A 17,991-nucleotide genomic window follows, 5' to 3' on the forward strand; every position below is an offset into this window, starting at 1 on the left:
GATCAGGATTTAGAAATAACCTGCTGCTGCACACTTACCTGATTGGCGACCAGAGGCAAACGCAGCGTGAAGCAGGTTCCCATGCCGAGGGAGGATTGCACCTCCATCTGGCCTTTATGGTTATTGGTGATGATGAAGTACGACACCGAAAGCCCCAGTCCAGTGCCCTGGCCAATTTCCTTGGTGGTAAAGAAAGGCTCGAAGGTACGTTTGCGCACGCTTTCCGACATGCCGATGCCGTTGTCTTCTACCTGAATTTCGGCCCACGGCGGATTAAGGCGAGTGCGCAGAATGATGCGCCCTGGTTCAGCGCTGTCAGGCCGTTGATGAATGGCCTGCGCTGCGTTTTTCAGCAGATTCAGGAGGACCTGCTCCAGTTCGTTGGAGATGCACGGCACCGGGCCCAGCTCCGGGTCGAACTGGCGAATGATGTGCTGGCCCTTGAAGTCGAAACCGATGGTCAGGTCGAAGTCGTTACTGGCGATTTCCACCGCCTGATCGATCAACGCGGGCAGATCGCAGGGCGACAACTGGCGGCTGCTCAGGCGGCTGAAATTGAGCATGTGGCTGACAATCTTCGCCGCCCTGGCGCCTGCCTGCTGAATGCCATCCAGCAGCTTTGGAACCTCGCGGTTCTCCAGATACTGATTGACCACCGCCAGATCAATGCCGTCGGCTTCGGCTTGTTCGATGTTCTTTGGCAGTTCCGGGGACAGGCGCCGACGGATGTTCTGCACGTTATGCAGAATCGCCCCCAGCGGATTATTGATCTCATGTGCCATACCCGCTGCCAGGCCGCCGACAGACAACATCTTCTCCGACTGCACCATCATTTCTTCCAGCGAAATACGCTGGGTGATGTCGTCGATGCGGATCACCACACCACGCCCGGCATCGCCGGTCAGCGGGTAGAACGTCAATGCGTAATGGCGCGCCTCGTCGTTCTTGATCCAGGTCACGCGCTCGATCTTGGTCACACTGTGCCGCTCGACAGTGTGTTTGATCTGCGGCAGGAACGAGCGCATCGGTTCGAAGGCGAGGAAGATCGGCTGATTCAGTGCTTCGTCCAGCGTCGTCCCGGACAGCGCGGTAGCCTCCTGATTCCACTGCGTCACGTAGAGCTGCTCGTCCAGCGCGATCATTGCCGAAGGCATCGAATCGATGATGCTGTTGAGGTAGTTCTGAAAGCCGGTGAGCTTCTTCTCGATCTTGCTGCGTACCTGAACCTCCAGCTCCAGCTTGCGGTTGGTGTGGCGTGTTTCCTCGGCCAGCCCCTGGGCTTGATCGTAGGCTTCCTGAGAGTCGTCCCGGGCGCGCTTGAGTTGCTGCTCGCGGGCCTCGATACGCGACAGCATGGTGTTGAATGCTTCGGCCAGGCTACCGATTTCATCTTCATTGCCAGGCTCGGCGCGCAGGGCGTAGTTCTCTTCGCGGGTCACCCGCCGGGACAGTTCTTCCAGTTGATAGATAGGCTCGGTGATCAAGCGCCGGATCTGCCGTGCGACCACCAGCCAGAGCAGCACACTGAACACCAGAATGCCCAGGCTGGCGGTCAGCGTGCCCGTGTAGAACGCAGGCGGCAGCTCGCTGCTGGCGACCAGTAACAGATGCCCTGGCGGTTCATTGCCTTTTGGCACGGTAATGACCTGAGTGCTGCGAAATTCCGTCAGGCGCCAGCTGTCCAGGTCCTTGAAATGCTTGGGCAGCTCAAGGCTTTCGCCCTGATGCATCTGTTCGAGCCGCTCGCCGTTGTTGTCATACACGGCGGCTGCACGTAACGGCCCGTAGCTTCTCAGTTCCTTGAGCAGGGCACGCGCCTCGTTCGGCGAGTACAAGGCTCGCTCGTTGAGGTTGGCGCTGCTGATCAGGCGGCCGATGGTTTGCAGGGCCTGCGGGGCCATGGCTTCCTGAGAGATGTAATAGGCCGCGCTGATGAAGGTCAGGTTGGCGACCAGCAGCACGGTGGTCATCAGGACCAGCAGGGCGGCCAGCAGTTTCTGGCCTACCGGCAGGTTTTCCAGGCGTTGGCGCAAGGGCATGGGCAAGTCGCATTGACGGGTGGTGCGAGCAGGGTAGCGCGGGCTAGTCAGTACGCAAACCCTTGCTTGCCAGATGAGCTGTCAGACGCGCCTGCAAATGCTGCAGGTGGGGCGTCGGGCAGCGATGGCGGATGGCGGCAGCACACGCGAAGCCAAGCAGGTAGCTGATTTCGGTGCGGCGCCGGTGGGCGACGTCCTGATGCATCGACGCGTAGTTGGCCGCCGTGGCAGTGATCACGCGCAGCACTTCGCTGTGCAACTCCTGCGCGGCGGCGGGCTGGCCGCAGCACTCCAGCAACTGAGCCAGTTCTGCGCATAACGTCGCAACCTCGCAGCCGTGTTCCAGCAAACCGCCATTTCGGCAATCGTGGAGCACCGTCAGCGGGTTGATCGCGCAATTGATCGCCAGCTTGCGCCACAGGCGAGAGAGAATGTCCGGCGTCCATTCGTGCGGGATACTGCTGTCGTGCAGGTCCTGCAAAAACTGCGGTGCAGCCGGGTTTGCGGGATCACCCAACCAGGTGAAACCATGGCCGGCGAACCTGACGCACCAGTCCGACTCTCGAAACGCGCCTTCGGTACTGGACGCGAAAATGCAGCGAGCGTGTGGTATTCGAGCGGCCACCGCATCCTGACTGCCCATACCGTTCTGCAGCAGGATGACGTCGGCGTTGGCCGTCAGACGCGGCGTCAGTTGCGCAACAGCCTGCTCAGCGTCGTAGGCCTTGCAGGCAACCAGCAGCCGTTCGATGGGCGCTTGCTGCTCAGCCGTCTGCGCTTCGACGGCATAGGCATGCGGCACAGCGTTTTCGACCAGCGTCACGCAGCCACCATTGGCGTGATACGCCGCCAGCCGATCGGCGTCGCGCAGTATCAGGCGCACCGGCAGACCTGCCCGGCTCAGACGTGCCGCCCACAGGCTGCCCAGGCTGCCGGCCCCCAGCACATGCCAGATCACCGCCATCAGCGTGGCACGATCATGGGCTGGAACGGTCTGTTGAACGTGAAAACAGGGATGTGCATGAAAGGCTCACAGTGAACGCAGGGAAAGTCTCGTTATAATGAGCGTTCTTTCAAACCGTCAAGTCATGCGTGCCCGAACATTGTGCGCACGCCGTTTATCTGGAGAACATACATGCCCTCGTTCGACGTAGTGTCCGAATTGGATAAACACGAAGTCACGAATGCCGTCGACAACGCCATCAAAGAGCTGGACCGTCGCTACGACCTCAAAGGCAAAGGCACGTTCGAGTTCAAGGAACTGACCATCACGCTGACCGCTGAAGCAGACTTTCAGCTGGAAGCCATGATCGAGATCCTCAAGCTGGCGCTGGTCAAGCGCAAGATCGACGCCAAGTGCCTGGAAGTCAAAGATGCGTATGCGTCCGGCAAGCTGATGAAGCAGGAAGCCACGCTGCGCGAAGGCATCGACAAGGAGCTGGCGAAGAAAATCGTCGCCCACATCAAGGAAGCCAAACTCAAGGTTCAGGCCGCCATTCAGGGCGAGCAGGTTCGCGTGACCGGCAAGAAGCGTGACGACTTGCAAGAAGCCATCGCGGCACTGCGCGCCTACGATGCGGACATGCCGCTGCAATTCAACAACTTCCGTGACTGAACAGGTGCACTGAGCTGCGGGGAACCGTTGCGTTCCCCCGCCAGTTCGAATCGCCTTGAGCGCGATTTGACATCGGTTAGTAACGGGTATGGGGGCAACAATGGATTTAAACGCTGAAGTCGGTCATCTGTGGCAAGCGTCGCAGGCGTGGATTCCGATGATCATGGAATACGGCAGCCGTTTGCTGCTGGCCTTGGTAACACTGTGCCTGGGCTGGTGGCTGATCAACCGGCTGACCGGCAAACTGGGTGCTTTGCTGGCATTGCGACACGCCGACCTGGCCTTGCAGGGCTTTGTCAGCAACCTGGCGAACGTCATTCTGAAAATCCTGCTGGTGGTCAGCGTCGCGTCGATGATCGGCGTCGAAACCACCTCATTCGTGGCCGCAATCGGTGCTGCCGGTCTGGCCATCGGTCTGGCTCTGCAGGGCAGCCTGGCGAACTTCGCGGGCGGCGTGCTGATTCTGCTGTTTCGCCCGTTCCGCATCGGTGACTGGATCGAGGCCCAAGGGGTATCGGGAACCGTCGACAACATCCAGATCTTCCACACCGTGCTGCGCACCGGCGACAACCGCACCGTGATCATTCCCAACGGCAACCTGTCCAACGGCATCATCACCAACACCAACCGTCAGCCAACCCGCAAGATCACCTTCGACATCGGTGTCAGCCACGATGCAGACTTGAGGAAAGCATTGCAGGTCCTGCTGGACATGGCCGACGACCCGCGCGTGCTGAAAGACCCAGCCCCGCAGGCCGTGGTGGCCGCGCTCGGCGAGAACGCGATTACCTTGTCATTGCGGGTCTGGACCAGTACTGGCGACATGGGCGATGTGACGTCGATGTTCAACATCGAAGCGCGCGACCGCTTGAAGGACGCGGGCATCGAGATCCCACTGCCGCAGCGGATTGTGCGGATGGTTCAGGAGTAACTGACAGCTCTTCTGATACGAAAGAAGCCCTGACATTGTAAACGTCAGGGCTTTTTCGTCTCGTCTCACTACATCCTGGCCAACGTAGTAATGATCGTGATCGCCGCGGCAACTGCGGCCATTGCGTTGATCCAGAACACTGCGCGTACTGTTCTGGACAGCCTCCACGGCTTTATCGCGATGGCGTAAAGCAACAGGAAGATGACGGCGAAGATTTCAATCTGCGCGAGGATGACTGTGCCACCGCCAAAGGCCGTCGAGCCGGACGCATCAGCAGGCCCTTGCGACAGGTAGGCGGCGCCTATGATCGGCAGCCAGACCCCAAGGCTGATAAGGCCCAGTGGAACCGGGTTGAAAGGGCGTGCTTTGTTTTCAGTGTCCAATGGTGTTCCTTGATGGGTTGGCCAGGGATCAGGGCTGGTCGATGGAGGTCGCTTCTTTAGGCTCCTCGGTCTTCGCCGTGCGTAGCTCTCTGTTCCATTGCAGGATGATCATCACCAGTGTCGGGATACCCAACAGGGCGGTGATCAGGAAAAAGTTGTGGTAGCCGAACTTTTCCACCACCACGCCAGAATAACCGCCCAGCAGACGTGGCAACAGCAGCATGATGGAGCTGAGCAAGGCGTACTGGGTGGCGGAGAACTTCAGGTTGGTGAGGCTCGACAGGTAGGCGACGAACGCCGACGTCGCCAGTCCGGAACTGAGGTTGTCCAGCGAGATAGTCAGAATCAGCATCTTCACATTCGGCCCCATGTCCGCCAGCAGCAGGAACAGGATGTTGGTCGCTGCCGAAGTAAAGCCGCCGATGAACAGGATTGGCATGATGCCGAAGCGCACGATCAGCAAGCCACCGGCACCTGCGCCCAGCAGGGTCATGACCAGACCGAATATCTTGCTGACACTGGCGATCTGGTCCTTGGTAAAGCCCTGGTCGATGTAGAACACGTTGGCCATCACGCCCATGACCGTATCCGACATCCGATAGGTCGCGATCAGGCCCAGCAGCAGCAGGGCCTGCCAGCGATAGCGCATGATGAAATCGTTGATAGGCGTCAGTACGGGTGCCAGACCACGACGGCCCATCGAAGACAGGCAGGCGAAGGTCAGGAGTGTGTAGAGGATCGCGCGCAGGAAGGCCCGGTCTTCCAGCAGCAGGTCCATCCAGCTGGTTCCGTTGAACAGCACGCTGGCGAAGTCGGTGTTGTAAAGCTGGGTAAACATCGCCGGTACTGAGACCAGCAACACAATGAGCACGAACACCGACGCCAACTGGTGCGTGAAGCCGTAACGTGCGGCTGACAGTTGGGTGCGCAACGGCACTGGCGGCTCGCGCATGATCAGCGTGGTGGCCAGTGCTGGCAGCATCAGCAGGCCGAACAGCACGTAGGTGCCGGTCCATGCGGAGTGCTTGTAGGCAAAGCCGGTCGAGCCGAAACCCTCGGCGAAGTACAAGGCGCCCGCGGTTGCCAGCAGTGCCGCTACTCGATAGCCGGACATGTAGCTGGCGGCGAGGGCAGCCTGTTGGGTGTCCTGAGCGATTTCAAGGCGATACGCATCAATGGCAATGTCCTGGGTCGCAGACGCAAAGGCCACCACCACGGCAATGGCGATCAACCACGATAGGTGCTTTTGCGGATCGCAGAAGCCCATGCCGATCAGGCCCAGGATCACCAGGCTCTGCGCAAGGACCAGCCAGGAGCGACGCCGCCCGAGTTTACCGAGCAGCGGCAGACGCCATTGGTCGAGCAAAGGCGACCACACCCATTTAAAGGCGTAGGCCAGACCGATCAGGCTCGCATAGCCGATGGTTTCACGAGCGACACCGGCTTCGCGCAACCACACGGATAAAGTTGAAAAGACCAGCATGTAAGGCATGCCCGCAGCGAATCCGAGCAGCAGTAATACTAATGTCGACGGGCTGGCATAAGCGGCGAGCGCGGCGCGCCAGGTTTTACGGGGCATGGGCTGGAATCTGCCTCAGGTTACGAAAACAAAGGGCGCACTCTAACCGCTGTGCTATAGGGGACGCCAGCCATGGCGCTGCATATCCACCCGATTATTTATAATGGTAACGCCCTCGGCCCGTAAGCGTGCGCGCTGTTCGTCACCTGACGCGCTGCCCACCGGCAGGCTGATGCGGCCGCCCGCCCCTAAAACCCGATGCCACGGCAGGGCGGAGCCCTCCGGTAACTGGCTCAGCGTGCGCCCGACCCAGCGCGCGGCGCGGCCAAGGCCAGCCAGCTCGGCCAGTTGCCCGTAGGCGACCACTTTGCCTTCCGGTATTTGCGCCATCGTCAGGTAGAGAGCGGCACGTCGTACCTCGTTGGGTGACTGTCCATCGGGGTAAGGTAATGTTAAGTCCGGGTCGGCCACACAATAATCCTGTATAAAACGATATTGATTGTCGTTCGCTGAACTTTTGCTGGATAAGGCTGTCAGTTACCACCGTGCCTAGTGGTACATGGATAGCCCCCGAACGCCCTCCTGCAGGATAATGCCCGATTTCCCGCCTTACAGAGCCTAGTTATCGCTTATGTTGTCCAGAACCTTGCTGTGCCTTGCAATCACCGCCGTATCCACTCCGTTGCTTGCCGATACCGTCTGGTTGAAGAATGGCGATCGGCTGACCGGCACCATCAAAGTGTTCGATGGCGGCAAGTTGCTGCTGCAGACCGAATACGGTGGCGCTATCGCGCTGGACTGGAAACAGGTCAAGACCCTGAAAAGCGACCAGCCTTTGCTGGTCAAGCAGGATGAGCACACCGGCGAAGTCGCCAAGTCGTTGCAAGCTGCCGACGACGGCAAGGTGGTGCTGGCCAATGGCGAGGCACCGAAGACGGTCGAGCTGGCCAGCATTCAGCAGATCATCAAGCCGAAGCCGGTCATCACCGATCTGGTCTGGAAGGGCAATATCGATGCCGCGCTGGACTTCCAGCAGGCCGAAAACGATACTGATGACTACAACGTCTCCTTCAAGACGTCGGCTCGGCATGGTGACTGGCGTCATAACGCCAAGGGCGATTACAACCGCGAGACTACGGATGAAGTGGTCGGCACCGACAACTGGAGCGCCGAGTACTCGCTGGACCGCTTCCTGACCGAGAAATTCTTCTGGGACGGCCGCATCAGTTACAAGCGCGACAAGGTAGAAGACCTCTCCCGTCAGCGCGTTGTGGGTACCGGTCCTGGCTACCAGTTGTGGGATGACGAACTGGGTGCCTTCAAGGTCGGTGCGTTGCTGAACCGTACAGACTTCGAATTTTCCAATGACCAGAAGGAAAACTTCTACTCTGTTGCCGGCACCTGGGACTACAACCGCTACCTGATCGGCAAGAAAGTCGAGTTCTTCACCAACGGCGAGCTGGGCAAACCGTTGAGCGGTGTGGCTGATTACTCGCTGGATGTCGAAGCGGGCCTGCGTTACAAGGTGACCGAGTGGGCCTCGCTCAATCTGAAAGCCGAGAAAAACGTTATCAGCGGTTCGGATAATGGCGATGTCGACAAGACCCGTTACACCGCTGGCTTCGGCGTAAGCTGGTAAACCAATAAGTGGGCGACGACGCTTACGGTGCGTCGCTCACTTATTGATGTGACTAAATGCGCATCGCGCCATCCAGCTCCAGGATGCGTCCGCTGAAATAATCATTCTCCAGAATATAAGCCACCGAGTGCGCAATCTCGTCCGGCTTGCCCATGCGTTTGAGCGGTATTGCTGAGGTCATTTTTTCCAGTGCCTCGGGCTTCATGCCGCCAGTCATCTCGGTTTCAATGAACCCCGGCGCTACGCCCGCCACGCGAATGCCGTAGCGCGCCAGTTCCCTCGCCCATGTGACAGTCGCTGTAGCGACACCGGCCTTGGCGGCTGAATAGTTGGTCTGTCCGATATTTCCGGCCCGGGAAATCGAGGAGATGTTGATGATCGCGCCCTGACTCTTCTGCTCGATCATTTTCGCTGCGACTTCGCGTGTACACAGAAAGACACCGGTCAGGTTGACATCGATGACCGACTGCCATTGCGCAAGGCTCAGCTTGGTCATGACGCCATCCTTGACCTTGACCAGCAGGCCGTCACGCAGGATGCCTGCGTTGTTGACCAGACCGTGAATGGCACCGAAGTCCTCAGCGACCTTGTCGACCGTATCAACGACTTGATCTTCGTTGGCGACGTTGCACAGATAAGCGCGAGCCTTGACGCCCAGCGCCTCACAGGCCGCGACGGCCTGGTCCAGCTTCTCCTGATTCAGGTCCAGCAGCGCCAGATTCGCGCCCTTGCCGGCCAGATACTCGGCCATGGCTCTGCCCAAGCCCTGGCATCCGCCGGTGATGATTATCAGCTTGCCTTTCAATTCCATGTGCGTGCCCAATCAAGTGATCGTTTCCATGGCGTCACTGGCTGGATGCGAGTGCTTATGCCATAGCCAGACGACGTTATATTCTGTTTCGACGCGTTCGTCTTCCCTTCGCACAAGGCTGCCGTGACTGAGCTTTAGCCCAGGTCCGCCGCCGTCGTCGGTGGGTATTTTTGCGGCTCTGAAATACACCGATACACGTTCGTGAAGCCTGTGTTCAGCTGGTTTATGCGCATAATCAGCGTGCGGCCGAGACGTATGGCGCTTGAATTAACGATCTTCTGACATCACATACGGTCTACTCGGAAGGCATTCTTCCCTTGAGGAACTCATTTGATGCGTGTTTTTTTACTGCTGTTTTTATTATTCCCGGTTCTTGAGCTGTTTCTGCTGGTTCGGGTCGGGATGTCCATCGGCTTTCTCTGGACGTTCCTGCTGGTCGTCGCGACGTCCATGCTCGGGTTGTTCGTGATGCGTGTGGCCGGGTTTGCAACGGCACTGCGTGCGCGCGAAAGCCTGGCGCGCGGCGAATTGCCTGCTCAGGAAATGCTCGAGGGTCTGATGGTTGCCGTGGGTGGTGGTCTGTTGCTGCTGCCCGGCTTCATCAGCGACATTCTGGGCGTGATCTGTCTGTTGCCGATAACCCGCCGTCTGCTGATCAGCAAGGTGCGGCAGCGCGCCGAGGCTCAGGCAATGCGTCAGCGCGCGTTCGCGGATGATTTGCAGACCCCGGCCAATCATGGGCCTGCAAGCCGCCCCGGAGCGATTCATCAAGCGACCCGCGATCCCGATGTCATCGAGGGCGAGTTCGAACACCGCGACAAGTGACCTGTATCGCCCGGCAGCGCGGCACCTTCGGGTGCCGCGCTCGTTTTCGGGCCGACATCCGATTATAAAAATTTTCTGCGCCAAGACTTGTAATCACCTTGCTCGCCCTTATGTATGGGTCACCGAAAGGTTTCTGGCCTGAAGGCCAGACCGTATTCTGCGGTTCGCGCGTCGAACCGTAACCGGCAAGTCCGGATTTGAACCGGCCGGTGCACTCACCGGGCGATAAAAAAACATAATCAGGAGATCGCAATGAAGCTTCGTCCTCTGCATGACCGCGTCGTAATCCGTCGCAGTGAAGAAGAAACGAAAACTGCCGGCGGTATCGTTCTGCCAGGTTCGGCTGCTGAAAAGCCTAACCGTGGCGAGATCGTTGCTGTGGGTACCGGCCGCGTGCTGGACAACGGTGAAGTGCGTGCGCTGGCTGTGAAAGTGGGTGACAAGGTTGTGTTCGGCCCTTATTCCGGCAGCAACACAGTGAAAGTTGATGGCGAAGACCTGCTGGTGATGAGCGAGAACGAGATTCTTGCTGTTGTCGAAGGCTGAGTGCTTCCGCTGATTTCCGTTACCACCAAGTATTAAGGAATAATGATCATGGCTGCTAAAGAAGTTAAGTTCGGCGATGCTGGCCGTAAAAAAATGCTCGCCGGTGTAAACGTCCTGGCTGACGCAGTAAAAGCGACTCTGGGCCCTAAAGGCCGTAACGTCATTATCGAAAAAAGCTTTGGCGCTCCACTGATCACCAAAGACGGTGTGTCGGTTGCCAAGGAAATCGAACTCAAAGACCGTTTCGAGAACATGGGCGCGCAGCTGGTCAAAGACGTTGCCTCCCGTGCCAACGATGACGCTGGTGACGGTACTACCACTGCGACCGTTCTGGCTCAGGCCATCGTCAACGAAGGCCTGAAGGCTGTCGCTGCCGGCATGAACCCGATGGACCTCAAGCGCGGCATCGACAAGGCGACCATCGCCATCGTTGCAGAGCTGAGAAAGCTGTCCAAGCCTTGCACCGACACCAAGGCAATTGCCCAGGTCGGCACCATCTCGGCCAACTCTGATCACTCCATCGGCGACATCATTGCCGAAGCCATGGAAAAAGTGACCAAAGACGGTGTTATCACTGTTGAAGAAGGTTCGGGCCTGGAAAACGAGCTGTCTGTTGTAGAAGGCATGCAGTTTGACCGTGGTTACCTGTCCCCGTACTTCATCAACAAGCCGGACACCATGGTTGCCGAGCTGGACAGCCCGCTGCTGTTGCTGGTCGACAAGAAGATCTCCAACATTCGCGAAATGCTGCCGGTTCTGGAAGCAGTCGCCAAGGCTGGTCGTCCTCTGCTGATCGTGGCTGAAGATGTTGAAGGCGAAGCGCTGGCAACTCTGGTTGTCAACAACATGCGCGGTATCGTCAAAGTTGCAGCCGTCAAGGCTCCAGGTTTTGGCGATCGTCGCAAGGCCATGCTGCAGGACATCGCTGTTCTGACTGGCGGTACCGTCATCTCCGAAGAGATCGGTCTGAGCCTGGAAACCACTACCCTGGAACACCTGGGTAATGCCAAGCGCGTCATTCTGAACAAAGAAAACACCACCATCATCGATGGTGCTGGCGTCAAGACCGACATCGACTCGCGCATCTCCCAGATCCGCCAGCAGATCGGCGACACCAGCTCGGACTACGACAAGGAAAAACTGCAAGAGCGTCTGGCCAAGCTGTCGGGCGGCGTTGCAGTGATCAAGGTCGGTGCTGGTTCCGAAGTTGAAATGAAAGAGAAGAAAGCCCGCGTTGAAGACGCCCTGCACGCAACCCGCGCAGCCGTTGAAGAAGGCGTGGTACCTGGCGGTGGCGTAGCGCTGGTTCGCTCGCTGCAGGCTATCGAAGGTCTGAAAGGCGACAACGCCGATCAGGACGTCGGTATCGCTCTGCTGCGTCGTGCAGTTGAAGCACCTCTGCGCCAGATCGTTGCCAACTCCGGTGACGAGCCAAGCGTTGTTGTCGACAAGGTCAAGCAGGGTTCGGGTAACTACGGTTACAACGCTGCTTCGGGCGAATACGGCGACATGATCGAAATGGGTATCCTCGACCCGGCTAAAGTGACTCGCTCTGCTCTGCAGGCGGCGTCCTCCATCGCCAGCCTGATGATCACCACCGAAGCGATGATCGCTGACGTGGCTGACGACAAGGCCGCTGGCGGCGGCATGCCGGACATGGGCGGCATGGGTGGTATGGGCGGCATGATGTAAGCCGGCTTTACCCCTCGAGCAACACCCATAAAGCTGCACCCATAAAAAACCCCGCCTAGTGCGGGGTTTTTTATTATGCAGCGTATGTCCGAATAATCAGACTCAGCGAACCGCTTGAGTTTGCGCATTCGCGACTTGCTTCGGTGCTGGCCGATACAACACGAAATAATAAACTCCCAGACAGATCAGCCAGCAGAACACGGCCGTCCAGATGTTATGGGAAAAGAAGTGCGCGCCTTGCAGCATACGGCCAATGGAAAATATCGACCCCAGGCCGAAAGCCAGTGCCAGCCCTGCTTTTGCCAGCCGAGGGCGACGATCACGAAGCATGAAAAACAGTGCGAACAGGGTGAAACCGGTAGCCGCATGGCCGCCGGGCCAGCAGCGCCCTGGTTTGTCGGTGGCTGGACGTGTGCTCAACAGCTCGCTGTAGGTTTCCTGGCCGCCGAACTCTTTCAGGCTCCAGGGGCACTGCACCGAAGTCACCACTTTTACAGGAGTAACGAAGGCAGTTGAAAGGGCCATGGACAGCACAAGGCACCCCAGCTCTCTGCGCCATGGAATCAGCCGTTCTACCTTGAATGACGCAGCAAAACCGATGATGGCCAGCGCACCGAAGGCCATGACCATCTGTTTGGCGCGGTCATGCAGGACATCTTCGAGAAAGTAACTGTGCCGGCCGATGAACTCGCCGCTGACGGGGTCGTAGACCATTTTGGCAATGTCCATGTCCAGCGGGGTTAGTTCGAGCAGTATCAGCGCTATCGCAACAGCGATAGGGATACCCAGGTAAATCCAGGGATTGAGCGAACGAGAGTAGGGAAGGGCAGTTTTCGACATATCGAATCCAGAACGATGGGTAAAAGGCGGCTGTTTTACGTGCGACAGCAGGTCTCAAAGTGTGTCATGGGCTTTGTTTATCATAGGTGAAAAAAACGTCATGCCATATCGGCGCTGGCTCTGAGGCCCACTTCGTCTTAAGCTGCGCCAGCCCAAACTGCATATGAGAGTGCTCCATGCGAATTCTTCTGGTTGAAGACAACCGCGACATCCTGGCGAACATGGCCGATTACCTGGGCATGAAAGGCTACACCGTCGACTGCGCCCAGGATGGCCTCTCAGGACTGCATCTGGCAGCCACCGAGCATTACGACCTTATCGTGCTCGACATCATGCTGCCGGGCATTGACGGCTACACGCTGTGCAAGCGCCTGCGCGAGGACGCTCGTCGCGATACGCCGGTCATCATGCTTACCGCCCGCGACCAGCTGGACGACCGTCTGCAAGGGTTTCGCTCGGGGGCCGACGACTACCTGCTCAAACCCTTTGCCCTGTCAGAGCTTGCCGCCCGTATCGAAGCCGTATTGCGTCGCGCGCAGGGCGGCGGGCGGCGTACCTTGCAGGTCGGCGATCTGATCTACGACCTCGACACGCTTGAGGTCACCCGCGAAGGTCGCATGCTCAAGCTCAACCCGGTCGGGCTCAAGCTGCTGGCCGTGCTGATGCAGAAAAGCCCGCATGTGCTGCGCCGCGAGATTCTTGAAGAAGCGTTGTGGGGCGACGATTGCCCGGACAGCGACAGCTTGCGCAGCCATGTGCACCAATTGCGTCAGGTGATCGACAAACCGTTCGCCAAACCGCTGTTGCAAACGGTGCATGGTGTGGGCTACCGCTTGGCCGAGGGCCGGGATGGAGTTTAAACAGAGTCTTGCCCAACGGATCATCATTGCCTTCGCATTGATGAGTGCACTGGTCGCCGGGTCGTTCGCCATTGGCATCATCTCCACCGTCCATCTGGTTGAAGAAAAACTGATCTCTGCAGGCCTCGGTGGCGACCTCAATCGCCTGATGCTGATGGACAGCGTCAGCGACTGGAGCCACCGGCCCAAGCCTGACCAGCTGTTCTATTTCAGCAACGGTCCTGGCGATTTCGATCTGCCCAAGGACCTTCGGCATCTTGAACCGGGCTTTCACGAGGTTTTTCGCGGGCCATTGTCCTACCACGCCATGATTGAAGTGGTGGACGGTCGGCATTACGCGCTGCTTCAGGATCAAAGCGATTTCGAAGAGCGCGAGCGCGTCCTGTTCGCCGTTGTGCTGGTGGGTTTTGTGCTGGCTCTGGCATTGGCGGTGTTTCTCGGCTGGGTACTGGCGCGTCGAGTCATGGCACCGGTCGTGCGTCTCGCGAGGCAGGTGCGGCACCGTGACCAGCTTCTGGGGCTTGCGCCGCCACTGGCACCCGACTACGCCGCCGACGAGGTGGGTGAGTTGGCCGTGGCGTTCGACGCAACGCTGGGGCGCCTCAGACAGGCGCTGATCCGTGAGCGCATGTTTACCAGCGATGTGAGTCATGAACTGCGGACGCCGTTGATGGTGCTGGCCAGTTCCTGCGAGCTGTTGCTGGAAAACCCTGCGCTCGACCAGCGCGCGCGCCGACAGGTCGAACGTATCGGCCGTGCCTGTGAAGAAATGCGCGATCTGGTACAGACCTTCCTCATGCTCGCTCGCACCCAGCGTGAAGACCCGGCCATGACGCCGAAAGCCACCCTGGTAGGTGTTGCCGAGCAACTGATCTCCCAGTGGCGAGACCCTATCGAGAGCAAGGGCCTCACGCTGACCTACAACCCTCCGCCCGAAGACCAGCTGTCCGACATTCGCTACAACGCGACTTTCCTGCACGCGGTCATGGGCAACCTGCTGCGCAACGCCCTGCACTACACAGACGAAGGGTTCATTGTGTTGACCTTGCAGGCTGAAAGCTTCACGGTCGAGGACAGTGGGGTCGGCATTCCCGAAGAAAAGCGCGAGGCCATGTTCGAGCCGTTTGTGCGTGGCAACGAGCAGCGTGGCGAAGGGCTGGGTCTTGGTTTGTCGTTGGTCCAGCGTATTTGTGTCAACCAGGGCTGGAGCGTGGAACTGAGCCCGATGGAGCCCCATGGTTGCCGGTTCAGTGTGACCCTGAATGTGACCAAGGCCTGAACGCCCTGTTCGATAAAAAATGCTGGTGTGTGATCAGAAATCGACTGCATTTCGTCGATTGGTCACACCTGGTGTTTATCTCCCTGTAAAATCTCGAAACACCTGCCTCGCCAACATGACAAATTTTTCACATTGAGATGACCTGACAGTGACAGCGTGGCCTTTATTTTGGCCGGCATCATTGTCAGGAGATGCTCTTATGAGTGAGCGCATAGAACTAGAGTTTTCCCGGAAGTACGATAAAGATCATGCTCGTCAATATCTTGAGAAACATCAAGACGGTCTATGGCGCAAGCTGTCGCACTATCGCGATGAGCAGTTGGCGAGAAAAGCCCTGCACATGGCGGGTGACCCGGGTCTGGTTCTGGATTTGCCTTGCGGTGCAGGGCGTTTTTGGCCGCTCCTCGCCGAAAAGCCCAACCGGACGATCATCGGTGCCGACAACTCTGCTGACATGCTCGCCACAGCCTGTGCGTCGCAACCGGGAGATGTTGTAAAAAGGGTACAACCCTTGCAGACATCTGCTTTTGCCATTGATCTGCCTGATAACTCGGTAGACAGCATTTTTTGTATGCGTCTGTTGCACCATGTCGGCCAGGCCAGTGATCGAATGGCTCTATTGCGTGAGTTTCAACGCGTTACCCGTGACAGCGTAATTATTTCGCTATGGGTCGACGGCAACTTCAAGGCATGGAAGCGCGAACGTCTGGAGAAACAGCGTTTGCAAAAAAACGGGCAGGAAAGTTACCAGAATCGTTTTGTGTTACCCGTAGCAACCGCAGAAACCGAATTTGAGCAGGCCGGATTTCGCATTCAGAACCGAATGGATTTCCTGCCGATGTACGCCATGTGGCGTGTCTATGTCTTACGAAAAAGGTAAAAAGATGGGTTTGCAGTCCTTGAAAACGCCAGTTGTAAACTCGATGCAGGATGAGTTCAGCCATTTCTGGAACCAGCGCGGCGAATGGGTTGAAGAGCCTAATGTGCGCCGTGGCGGAGAGAGTGGTGTACAGCGGCTAATCATGGACGACGGCCAGATGCTTTATGCCAAACGCCAGACAGGCCATATCTATCGCAGCCTGCTGCATCCGCTTGGTCGTCCGACTGTCTTGCGTGAGCGCGAGGCACTCGAAGGGCTGCGCAAGCAGGGTGTTGTTGTGCCGGAAGTGGTGTATTGCGGCGCCAGGCGTGGCGATGGCAATGCCTGGCAGGCATTGTTGGTTACTGGTGAACTGGTGGGTTTCGAGGAAATCGAGAAGTGGCTCGATGCAGGAGGACGAGAGCGCCATGGCGAGCTTTTTTATGAGCATATGCTCAAGGAAGTGGCCCAAACCCTGGCGCGCATGCACCTCGGCCGCTGGCAACACAGCTGTCTGTACATCAAGCACATTTTTGTTCGGGTGACAGGTGACGGTCCTGACGCCAGCGTAGAGGTTGCCTTGCTTGATCTGGAGAAAGGCCGCCGTCGCGTCACCGCCTACGGTGCTGCCCAACACGACATGAAACAGCTGAGACGCCATTCGTCATTCAGCACCGCAGACTGGCAGAAACTGGTCTACTTTTACCAAGTGGCATTTGGCAGTTCCATCAAAGGTTTAGAGTCATGAAACTAGAAATGGCAAGAGGTCTGTTTGTCTTCGGCGCGCTGGCGACAGCGACCGTCGCAATTGCAGCGTTTGAGCAACCGACTACCCGAATACTTAGCGCGGCGCACGGTGAAGGGTATTGCCCTATGCCGCGTGTGGCGAAAAGCCTGGTGCCGGTGAGTCCGGATCACGACCTCTTGCTGCTCATGTATGGCCTGGTTCAAGGAACCGGCGTCCGTAACTGAGCCTGTTTCACCTCACGCAATAAGGCCCCTGAAGGGGCCTTATTGCTTGCTGCGTGCAGTCTCCTCTCCATGAATGGCTATGCCACATGCAGGTGGTTGTCCCAGAGCCCTGCGGGCAAATTCAGAGGCTCGGCCAGCAACCCGGTTTTACGGCAATCGTAGAATCGGCAACGACCCTGGCCTGACGTCACCACAAAGCCATCTGCTACTGCACCTACGCCCGCGCAGTCCGGTAACGGTGCATCCAGCTTCAATGCGCCGCTGTCCAGATCCCAGATGAAAAACCGATTGCCACGCGGTGCGGTGAGGGCCACCAGTCGCAGCTCACTGTGCACTGCGACGCTGGCCGTGTAGTGAGCCATTGCGCGAAGTTGTTCTTCTGCCACCGGAAACGCCTGGAACGGCTGGCCCGGACGCTTGATTGCCAGCAGCTCGGCCAGCTCATGGCTGGCGCCCATGAATTGCTGACTGGCAACGATTGTGCCGTCAGCGGCGATGCCCATATGGCGCACGCTGTTCATCTGCTGCGAAAGGGTTTCCTTGCTCAGCAACGTCCCGTCGCGCTGCATCAACACCAGACTGGGCTGCATGGCATTGAGGTTCATTTCCACGCGGCTTTCCGCTTCGGTACGAATGCCACCGTTGGCGACGACCAGTGTCTCGCCGTCCGGCATCCAGGACACTTGATGCGGGCCAATGCCGTGCGTAGAGATTTCGCCCGAATACTCCAGTCGCTCACCGACAAACCGATAGATGCCCAGCAGACCGCGGCCTGGATCGCTCGTGTCGTTTTCCGTAGCGTAAAGCCACTCGCCGTCGCGATGGATCACGGCATGGCCATAAAAGTGACGATCAGTCTGTGACGTGATGGTTTGCAGCAGGCTGCCGTTGCGCAGGTCGATCAGATAGCTTTCGGTCCCTGGACGACGCGCGATGAACACCGCCAGCGGCAGGCTCGGATGGTTGATGATGTCGTGACAGCGCTGGCCGACCTGTGTGGCGAACACCTGCTTGCCGTCAAGCCGGTAACCCACCGCGTAATGCCGACCGTCGGCATCGTCACGCGCGGAAAGCAGCAGGGGGCCCTGATCCTTTTGCCTGAACAACATCCAGCCACCCAGCATGCGAGCACTGGGTAACCATTTGGCGAGGGCCGTGGCCTGACGTCGCAACATCACTCG

The 17,991-nt window shown here is 58.2% G+C and carries 19 protein-coding genes; 11 read left to right on the top strand and 8 right to left on the bottom strand.

The window, feature by feature from the left end; all coding sequences use genetic code 11:
* Window positions 1-2: 2 nt before the first annotated feature.
* Window positions 3-2,039, bottom strand: coding sequence for a sensor histidine kinase (locus N018_RS04705; protein ID WP_025388940.1), 2,037 nt, complete (start codon window positions 2,037-2,039; stop codon window positions 3-5).
* 43 nt (window positions 2,040-2,082) lie between these two features.
* Entirely contained in the window at window positions 2,083-3,003 is a 921-nt protein-coding gene (locus tag N018_RS04710; RefSeq protein WP_025388941.1) for a putative 2-dehydropantoate 2-reductase, read from the bottom strand.
* Between the two features lie 171 nt (window positions 3,004-3,174).
* Here N018_RS04710 and N018_RS04715 point away from each other — a divergent pair, with 171 nt between their 5' ends.
* Together N018_RS04715 and N018_RS04720 are read left to right on the top strand one after the other, a co-directional pair.
* Complete coding sequence (locus N018_RS04715) at window positions 3,175-3,654, top strand: YajQ family cyclic di-GMP-binding protein (protein ID WP_007248931.1); 480 nt, start codon at window positions 3,175-3,177, stop codon at window positions 3,652-3,654.
* 100 nt (window positions 3,655-3,754) lie between these two features.
* Complete coding sequence (locus tag N018_RS04720; protein WP_024647243.1) at window positions 3,755-4,585, top strand: mechanosensitive ion channel family protein; 831 nt, start codon at window positions 3,755-3,757, stop codon at window positions 4,583-4,585.
* A gap of 68 nt (window positions 4,586-4,653) precedes the next feature.
* On the opposite strand, the gene N018_RS04725 is transcribed toward N018_RS04720, so the two are convergent.
* Genes N018_RS04725 through N018_RS04735 form a run of 3 tightly spaced genes read right to left on the bottom strand, consistent with a single transcriptional unit; the run spans window position 4,654 to window position 6,958 of the window.
* Window positions 4,654-4,968 carry a hypothetical protein gene (locus tag N018_RS04725; protein ID WP_025388942.1) on the bottom strand — a complete coding sequence of 105 codons (315 nt, stop codon included), beginning with the start codon at window positions 4,966-4,968 and terminating at the stop codon, window positions 4,654-4,656.
* A gap of 28 nt (window positions 4,969-4,996) precedes the next feature.
* Complete coding sequence (locus N018_RS04730; RefSeq protein WP_024647245.1) at window positions 4,997-6,547, bottom strand: AmpG family muropeptide MFS transporter; 1,551 nt, start codon at window positions 6,545-6,547, stop codon at window positions 4,997-4,999.
* Window positions 6,548-6,601: 54 nt separating this feature from the next.
* Window positions 6,602-6,958, bottom strand: coding sequence for an MGMT family protein (locus tag N018_RS04735; protein ID WP_025388943.1), 357 nt, complete (start codon window positions 6,956-6,958; stop codon window positions 6,602-6,604).
* Between the two features lie 160 nt (window positions 6,959-7,118).
* Between N018_RS04735 and N018_RS04740 the strand changes: the two genes are divergently transcribed.
* Complete coding sequence (locus N018_RS04740; RefSeq protein ID WP_024647247.1) at window positions 7,119-8,126, top strand: DUF481 domain-containing protein; 1,008 nt, start codon at window positions 7,119-7,121, stop codon at window positions 8,124-8,126.
* A gap of 52 nt (window positions 8,127-8,178) precedes the next feature.
* On the opposite strand, the gene N018_RS04745 is transcribed toward N018_RS04740, so the two are convergent.
* Window positions 8,179-8,937 carry an SDR family oxidoreductase gene (locus N018_RS04745; RefSeq protein ID WP_025388944.1) on the bottom strand — a complete coding sequence of 253 codons (759 nt, stop codon included), beginning with the start codon at window positions 8,935-8,937 and terminating at the stop codon, window positions 8,179-8,181.
* A gap of 333 nt (window positions 8,938-9,270) precedes the next feature.
* On the opposite strand from N018_RS04745, the gene N018_RS04750 reads away from it, so the two are divergent.
* The 3 genes from N018_RS04750 to groL all read left to right on the top strand — a co-directional run bounded on the left by N018_RS04750 (window position 9,271) and on the right by groL (window position 12,000).
* Window positions 9,271-9,762: an FxsA family protein gene (locus N018_RS04750; RefSeq protein WP_024647249.1), complete on the top strand. Its 492-nt coding sequence runs from the start codon at window positions 9,271-9,273 to the stop codon at window positions 9,760-9,762.
* A gap of 252 nt (window positions 9,763-10,014) precedes the next feature.
* Window positions 10,015-10,308, top strand: coding sequence for a co-chaperone GroES (locus tag N018_RS04755; protein WP_003304675.1), 294 nt, complete (start codon window positions 10,015-10,017; stop codon window positions 10,306-10,308).
* A gap of 48 nt (window positions 10,309-10,356) precedes the next feature.
* Window positions 10,357-12,000: a chaperonin GroEL gene (gene groL / locus N018_RS04760; protein ID WP_024647250.1), complete on the top strand. Its 1,644-nt coding sequence runs from the start codon at window positions 10,357-10,359 to the stop codon at window positions 11,998-12,000.
* A 102-nt stretch (window positions 12,001-12,102) separates the two neighbouring features.
* Here the strand turns inward: groL and N018_RS04765 are convergent, their stop codons facing one another.
* Window positions 12,103-12,840: a phosphatase PAP2 family protein gene (locus N018_RS04765; protein ID WP_025388945.1), complete on the bottom strand. Its 738-nt coding sequence runs from the start codon at window positions 12,838-12,840 to the stop codon at window positions 12,103-12,105.
* Window positions 12,841-13,016: 176 nt separating this feature from the next.
* On the opposite strand from N018_RS04765, the gene colR reads away from it, so the two are divergent.
* The 5 genes from colR to N018_RS04790 all read left to right on the top strand — a co-directional run bounded on the left by colR (window position 13,017) and on the right by N018_RS04790 (window position 16,810).
* Complete coding sequence (gene colR, locus N018_RS04770) at window positions 13,017-13,700, top strand: two-component system response regulator ColR (RefSeq protein WP_024647252.1); 684 nt, start codon at window positions 13,017-13,019, stop codon at window positions 13,698-13,700.
* Complete coding sequence (locus tag N018_RS04775; protein WP_024647253.1) at window positions 13,690-14,979, top strand: sensor histidine kinase; 1,290 nt, start codon at window positions 13,690-13,692, stop codon at window positions 14,977-14,979. Before colR ends, N018_RS04775 begins: the two co-directional genes overlap by 11 nt.
* 199 nt (window positions 14,980-15,178) lie before the next feature.
* Window positions 15,179-15,859, top strand: a complete 681-nt coding sequence (locus N018_RS04780) for a class I SAM-dependent methyltransferase (RefSeq protein ID WP_024647254.1) — start codon at window positions 15,179-15,181, stop codon at window positions 15,857-15,859.
* A 4-nt stretch (window positions 15,860-15,863) separates the two neighbouring features.
* A complete protein-coding gene (locus tag N018_RS04785; protein ID WP_024647255.1) occupies window positions 15,864-16,586 on the top strand; it encodes a lipopolysaccharide kinase InaA family protein in 723 nt (240 codons plus the stop codon).
* Entirely contained in the window at window positions 16,583-16,810 is a 228-nt protein-coding gene (locus tag N018_RS04790) for a hypothetical protein (protein WP_024647256.1), read from the top strand. The genes N018_RS04785 and N018_RS04790 overlap by 4 nt, the downstream gene beginning before the upstream one ends.
* Window positions 16,811-16,887: 77 nt before the next feature.
* Here the strand turns inward: N018_RS04790 and N018_RS04795 are convergent, their stop codons facing one another.
* Window positions 16,888-17,985: a DUF1513 domain-containing protein gene (locus N018_RS04795; protein ID WP_024647257.1), complete on the bottom strand. Its 1,098-nt coding sequence runs from the start codon at window positions 17,983-17,985 to the stop codon at window positions 16,888-16,890.
* Window positions 17,986-17,991: the final 6 nt, after the last annotated feature.

Source organism: Pseudomonas syringae CC1557, assembly GCF_000452705.1.
GTDB classification, from domain to species: domain Bacteria; phylum Pseudomonadota; class Gammaproteobacteria; order Pseudomonadales; family Pseudomonadaceae; genus Aquipseudomonas; species Aquipseudomonas syringae_F.

Bases quoted from the DNA above. Each gene is read 5' to 3' on its own strand.
- N018_RS04705 (WP_025388940.1), bottom strand. From the start codon at position 2,039: ATGCCCTTGCGCCAACGCCTGGAAAACCTGCCGGTAGGCCAGAAACTG.
- N018_RS04710 (WP_025388941.1), bottom strand. From the start codon at position 3,003: ATGGCGGTGATCTGGCATGTGCTGGGGGCCGGCAGCCTGGGCAGCCTG.
- N018_RS04715 (WP_007248931.1), top strand. From the start codon at position 3,175: ATGCCCTCGTTCGACGTAGTGTCCGAATTGGATAAACACGAAGTCACG.
- N018_RS04720 (WP_024647243.1), top strand. From the start codon at position 3,755: ATGGATTTAAACGCTGAAGTCGGTCATCTGTGGCAAGCGTCGCAGGCG.
- N018_RS04730 (WP_024647245.1), bottom strand. From the start codon at position 6,547: ATGCCCCGTAAAACCTGGCGCGCCGCGCTCGCCGCTTATGCCAGCCCG.
- N018_RS04740 (WP_024647247.1), top strand. From the start codon at position 7,119: ATGTTGTCCAGAACCTTGCTGTGCCTTGCAATCACCGCCGTATCCACT.
- N018_RS04745 (WP_025388944.1), bottom strand. From the start codon at position 8,937: ATGGAATTGAAAGGCAAGCTGATAATCATCACCGGCGGATGCCAGGGC.
- N018_RS04750 (WP_024647249.1), top strand. From the start codon at position 9,271: ATGCGTGTTTTTTTACTGCTGTTTTTATTATTCCCGGTTCTTGAGCTG.
- N018_RS04755 (WP_003304675.1), top strand. From the start codon at position 10,015: ATGAAGCTTCGTCCTCTGCATGACCGCGTCGTAATCCGTCGCAGTGAA.
- groL (WP_024647250.1), top strand. From the start codon at position 10,357: ATGGCTGCTAAAGAAGTTAAGTTCGGCGATGCTGGCCGTAAAAAAATG.
- N018_RS04765 (WP_025388945.1), bottom strand. From the start codon at position 12,840: ATGTCGAAAACTGCCCTTCCCTACTCTCGTTCGCTCAATCCCTGGATT.
- colR (WP_024647252.1), top strand. From the start codon at position 13,017: ATGCGAATTCTTCTGGTTGAAGACAACCGCGACATCCTGGCGAACATG.
- N018_RS04775 (WP_024647253.1), top strand. From the start codon at position 13,690: ATGGAGTTTAAACAGAGTCTTGCCCAACGGATCATCATTGCCTTCGCA.
- N018_RS04780 (WP_024647254.1), top strand. From the start codon at position 15,179: ATGAGTGAGCGCATAGAACTAGAGTTTTCCCGGAAGTACGATAAAGAT.
- N018_RS04785 (WP_024647255.1), top strand. From the start codon at position 15,864: ATGGGTTTGCAGTCCTTGAAAACGCCAGTTGTAAACTCGATGCAGGAT.
- N018_RS04790 (WP_024647256.1), top strand. From the start codon at position 16,583: ATGAAACTAGAAATGGCAAGAGGTCTGTTTGTCTTCGGCGCGCTGGCG.
- N018_RS04795 (WP_024647257.1), bottom strand. From the start codon at position 17,985: ATGTTGCGACGTCAGGCCACGGCCCTCGCCAAATGGTTACCCAGTGCT.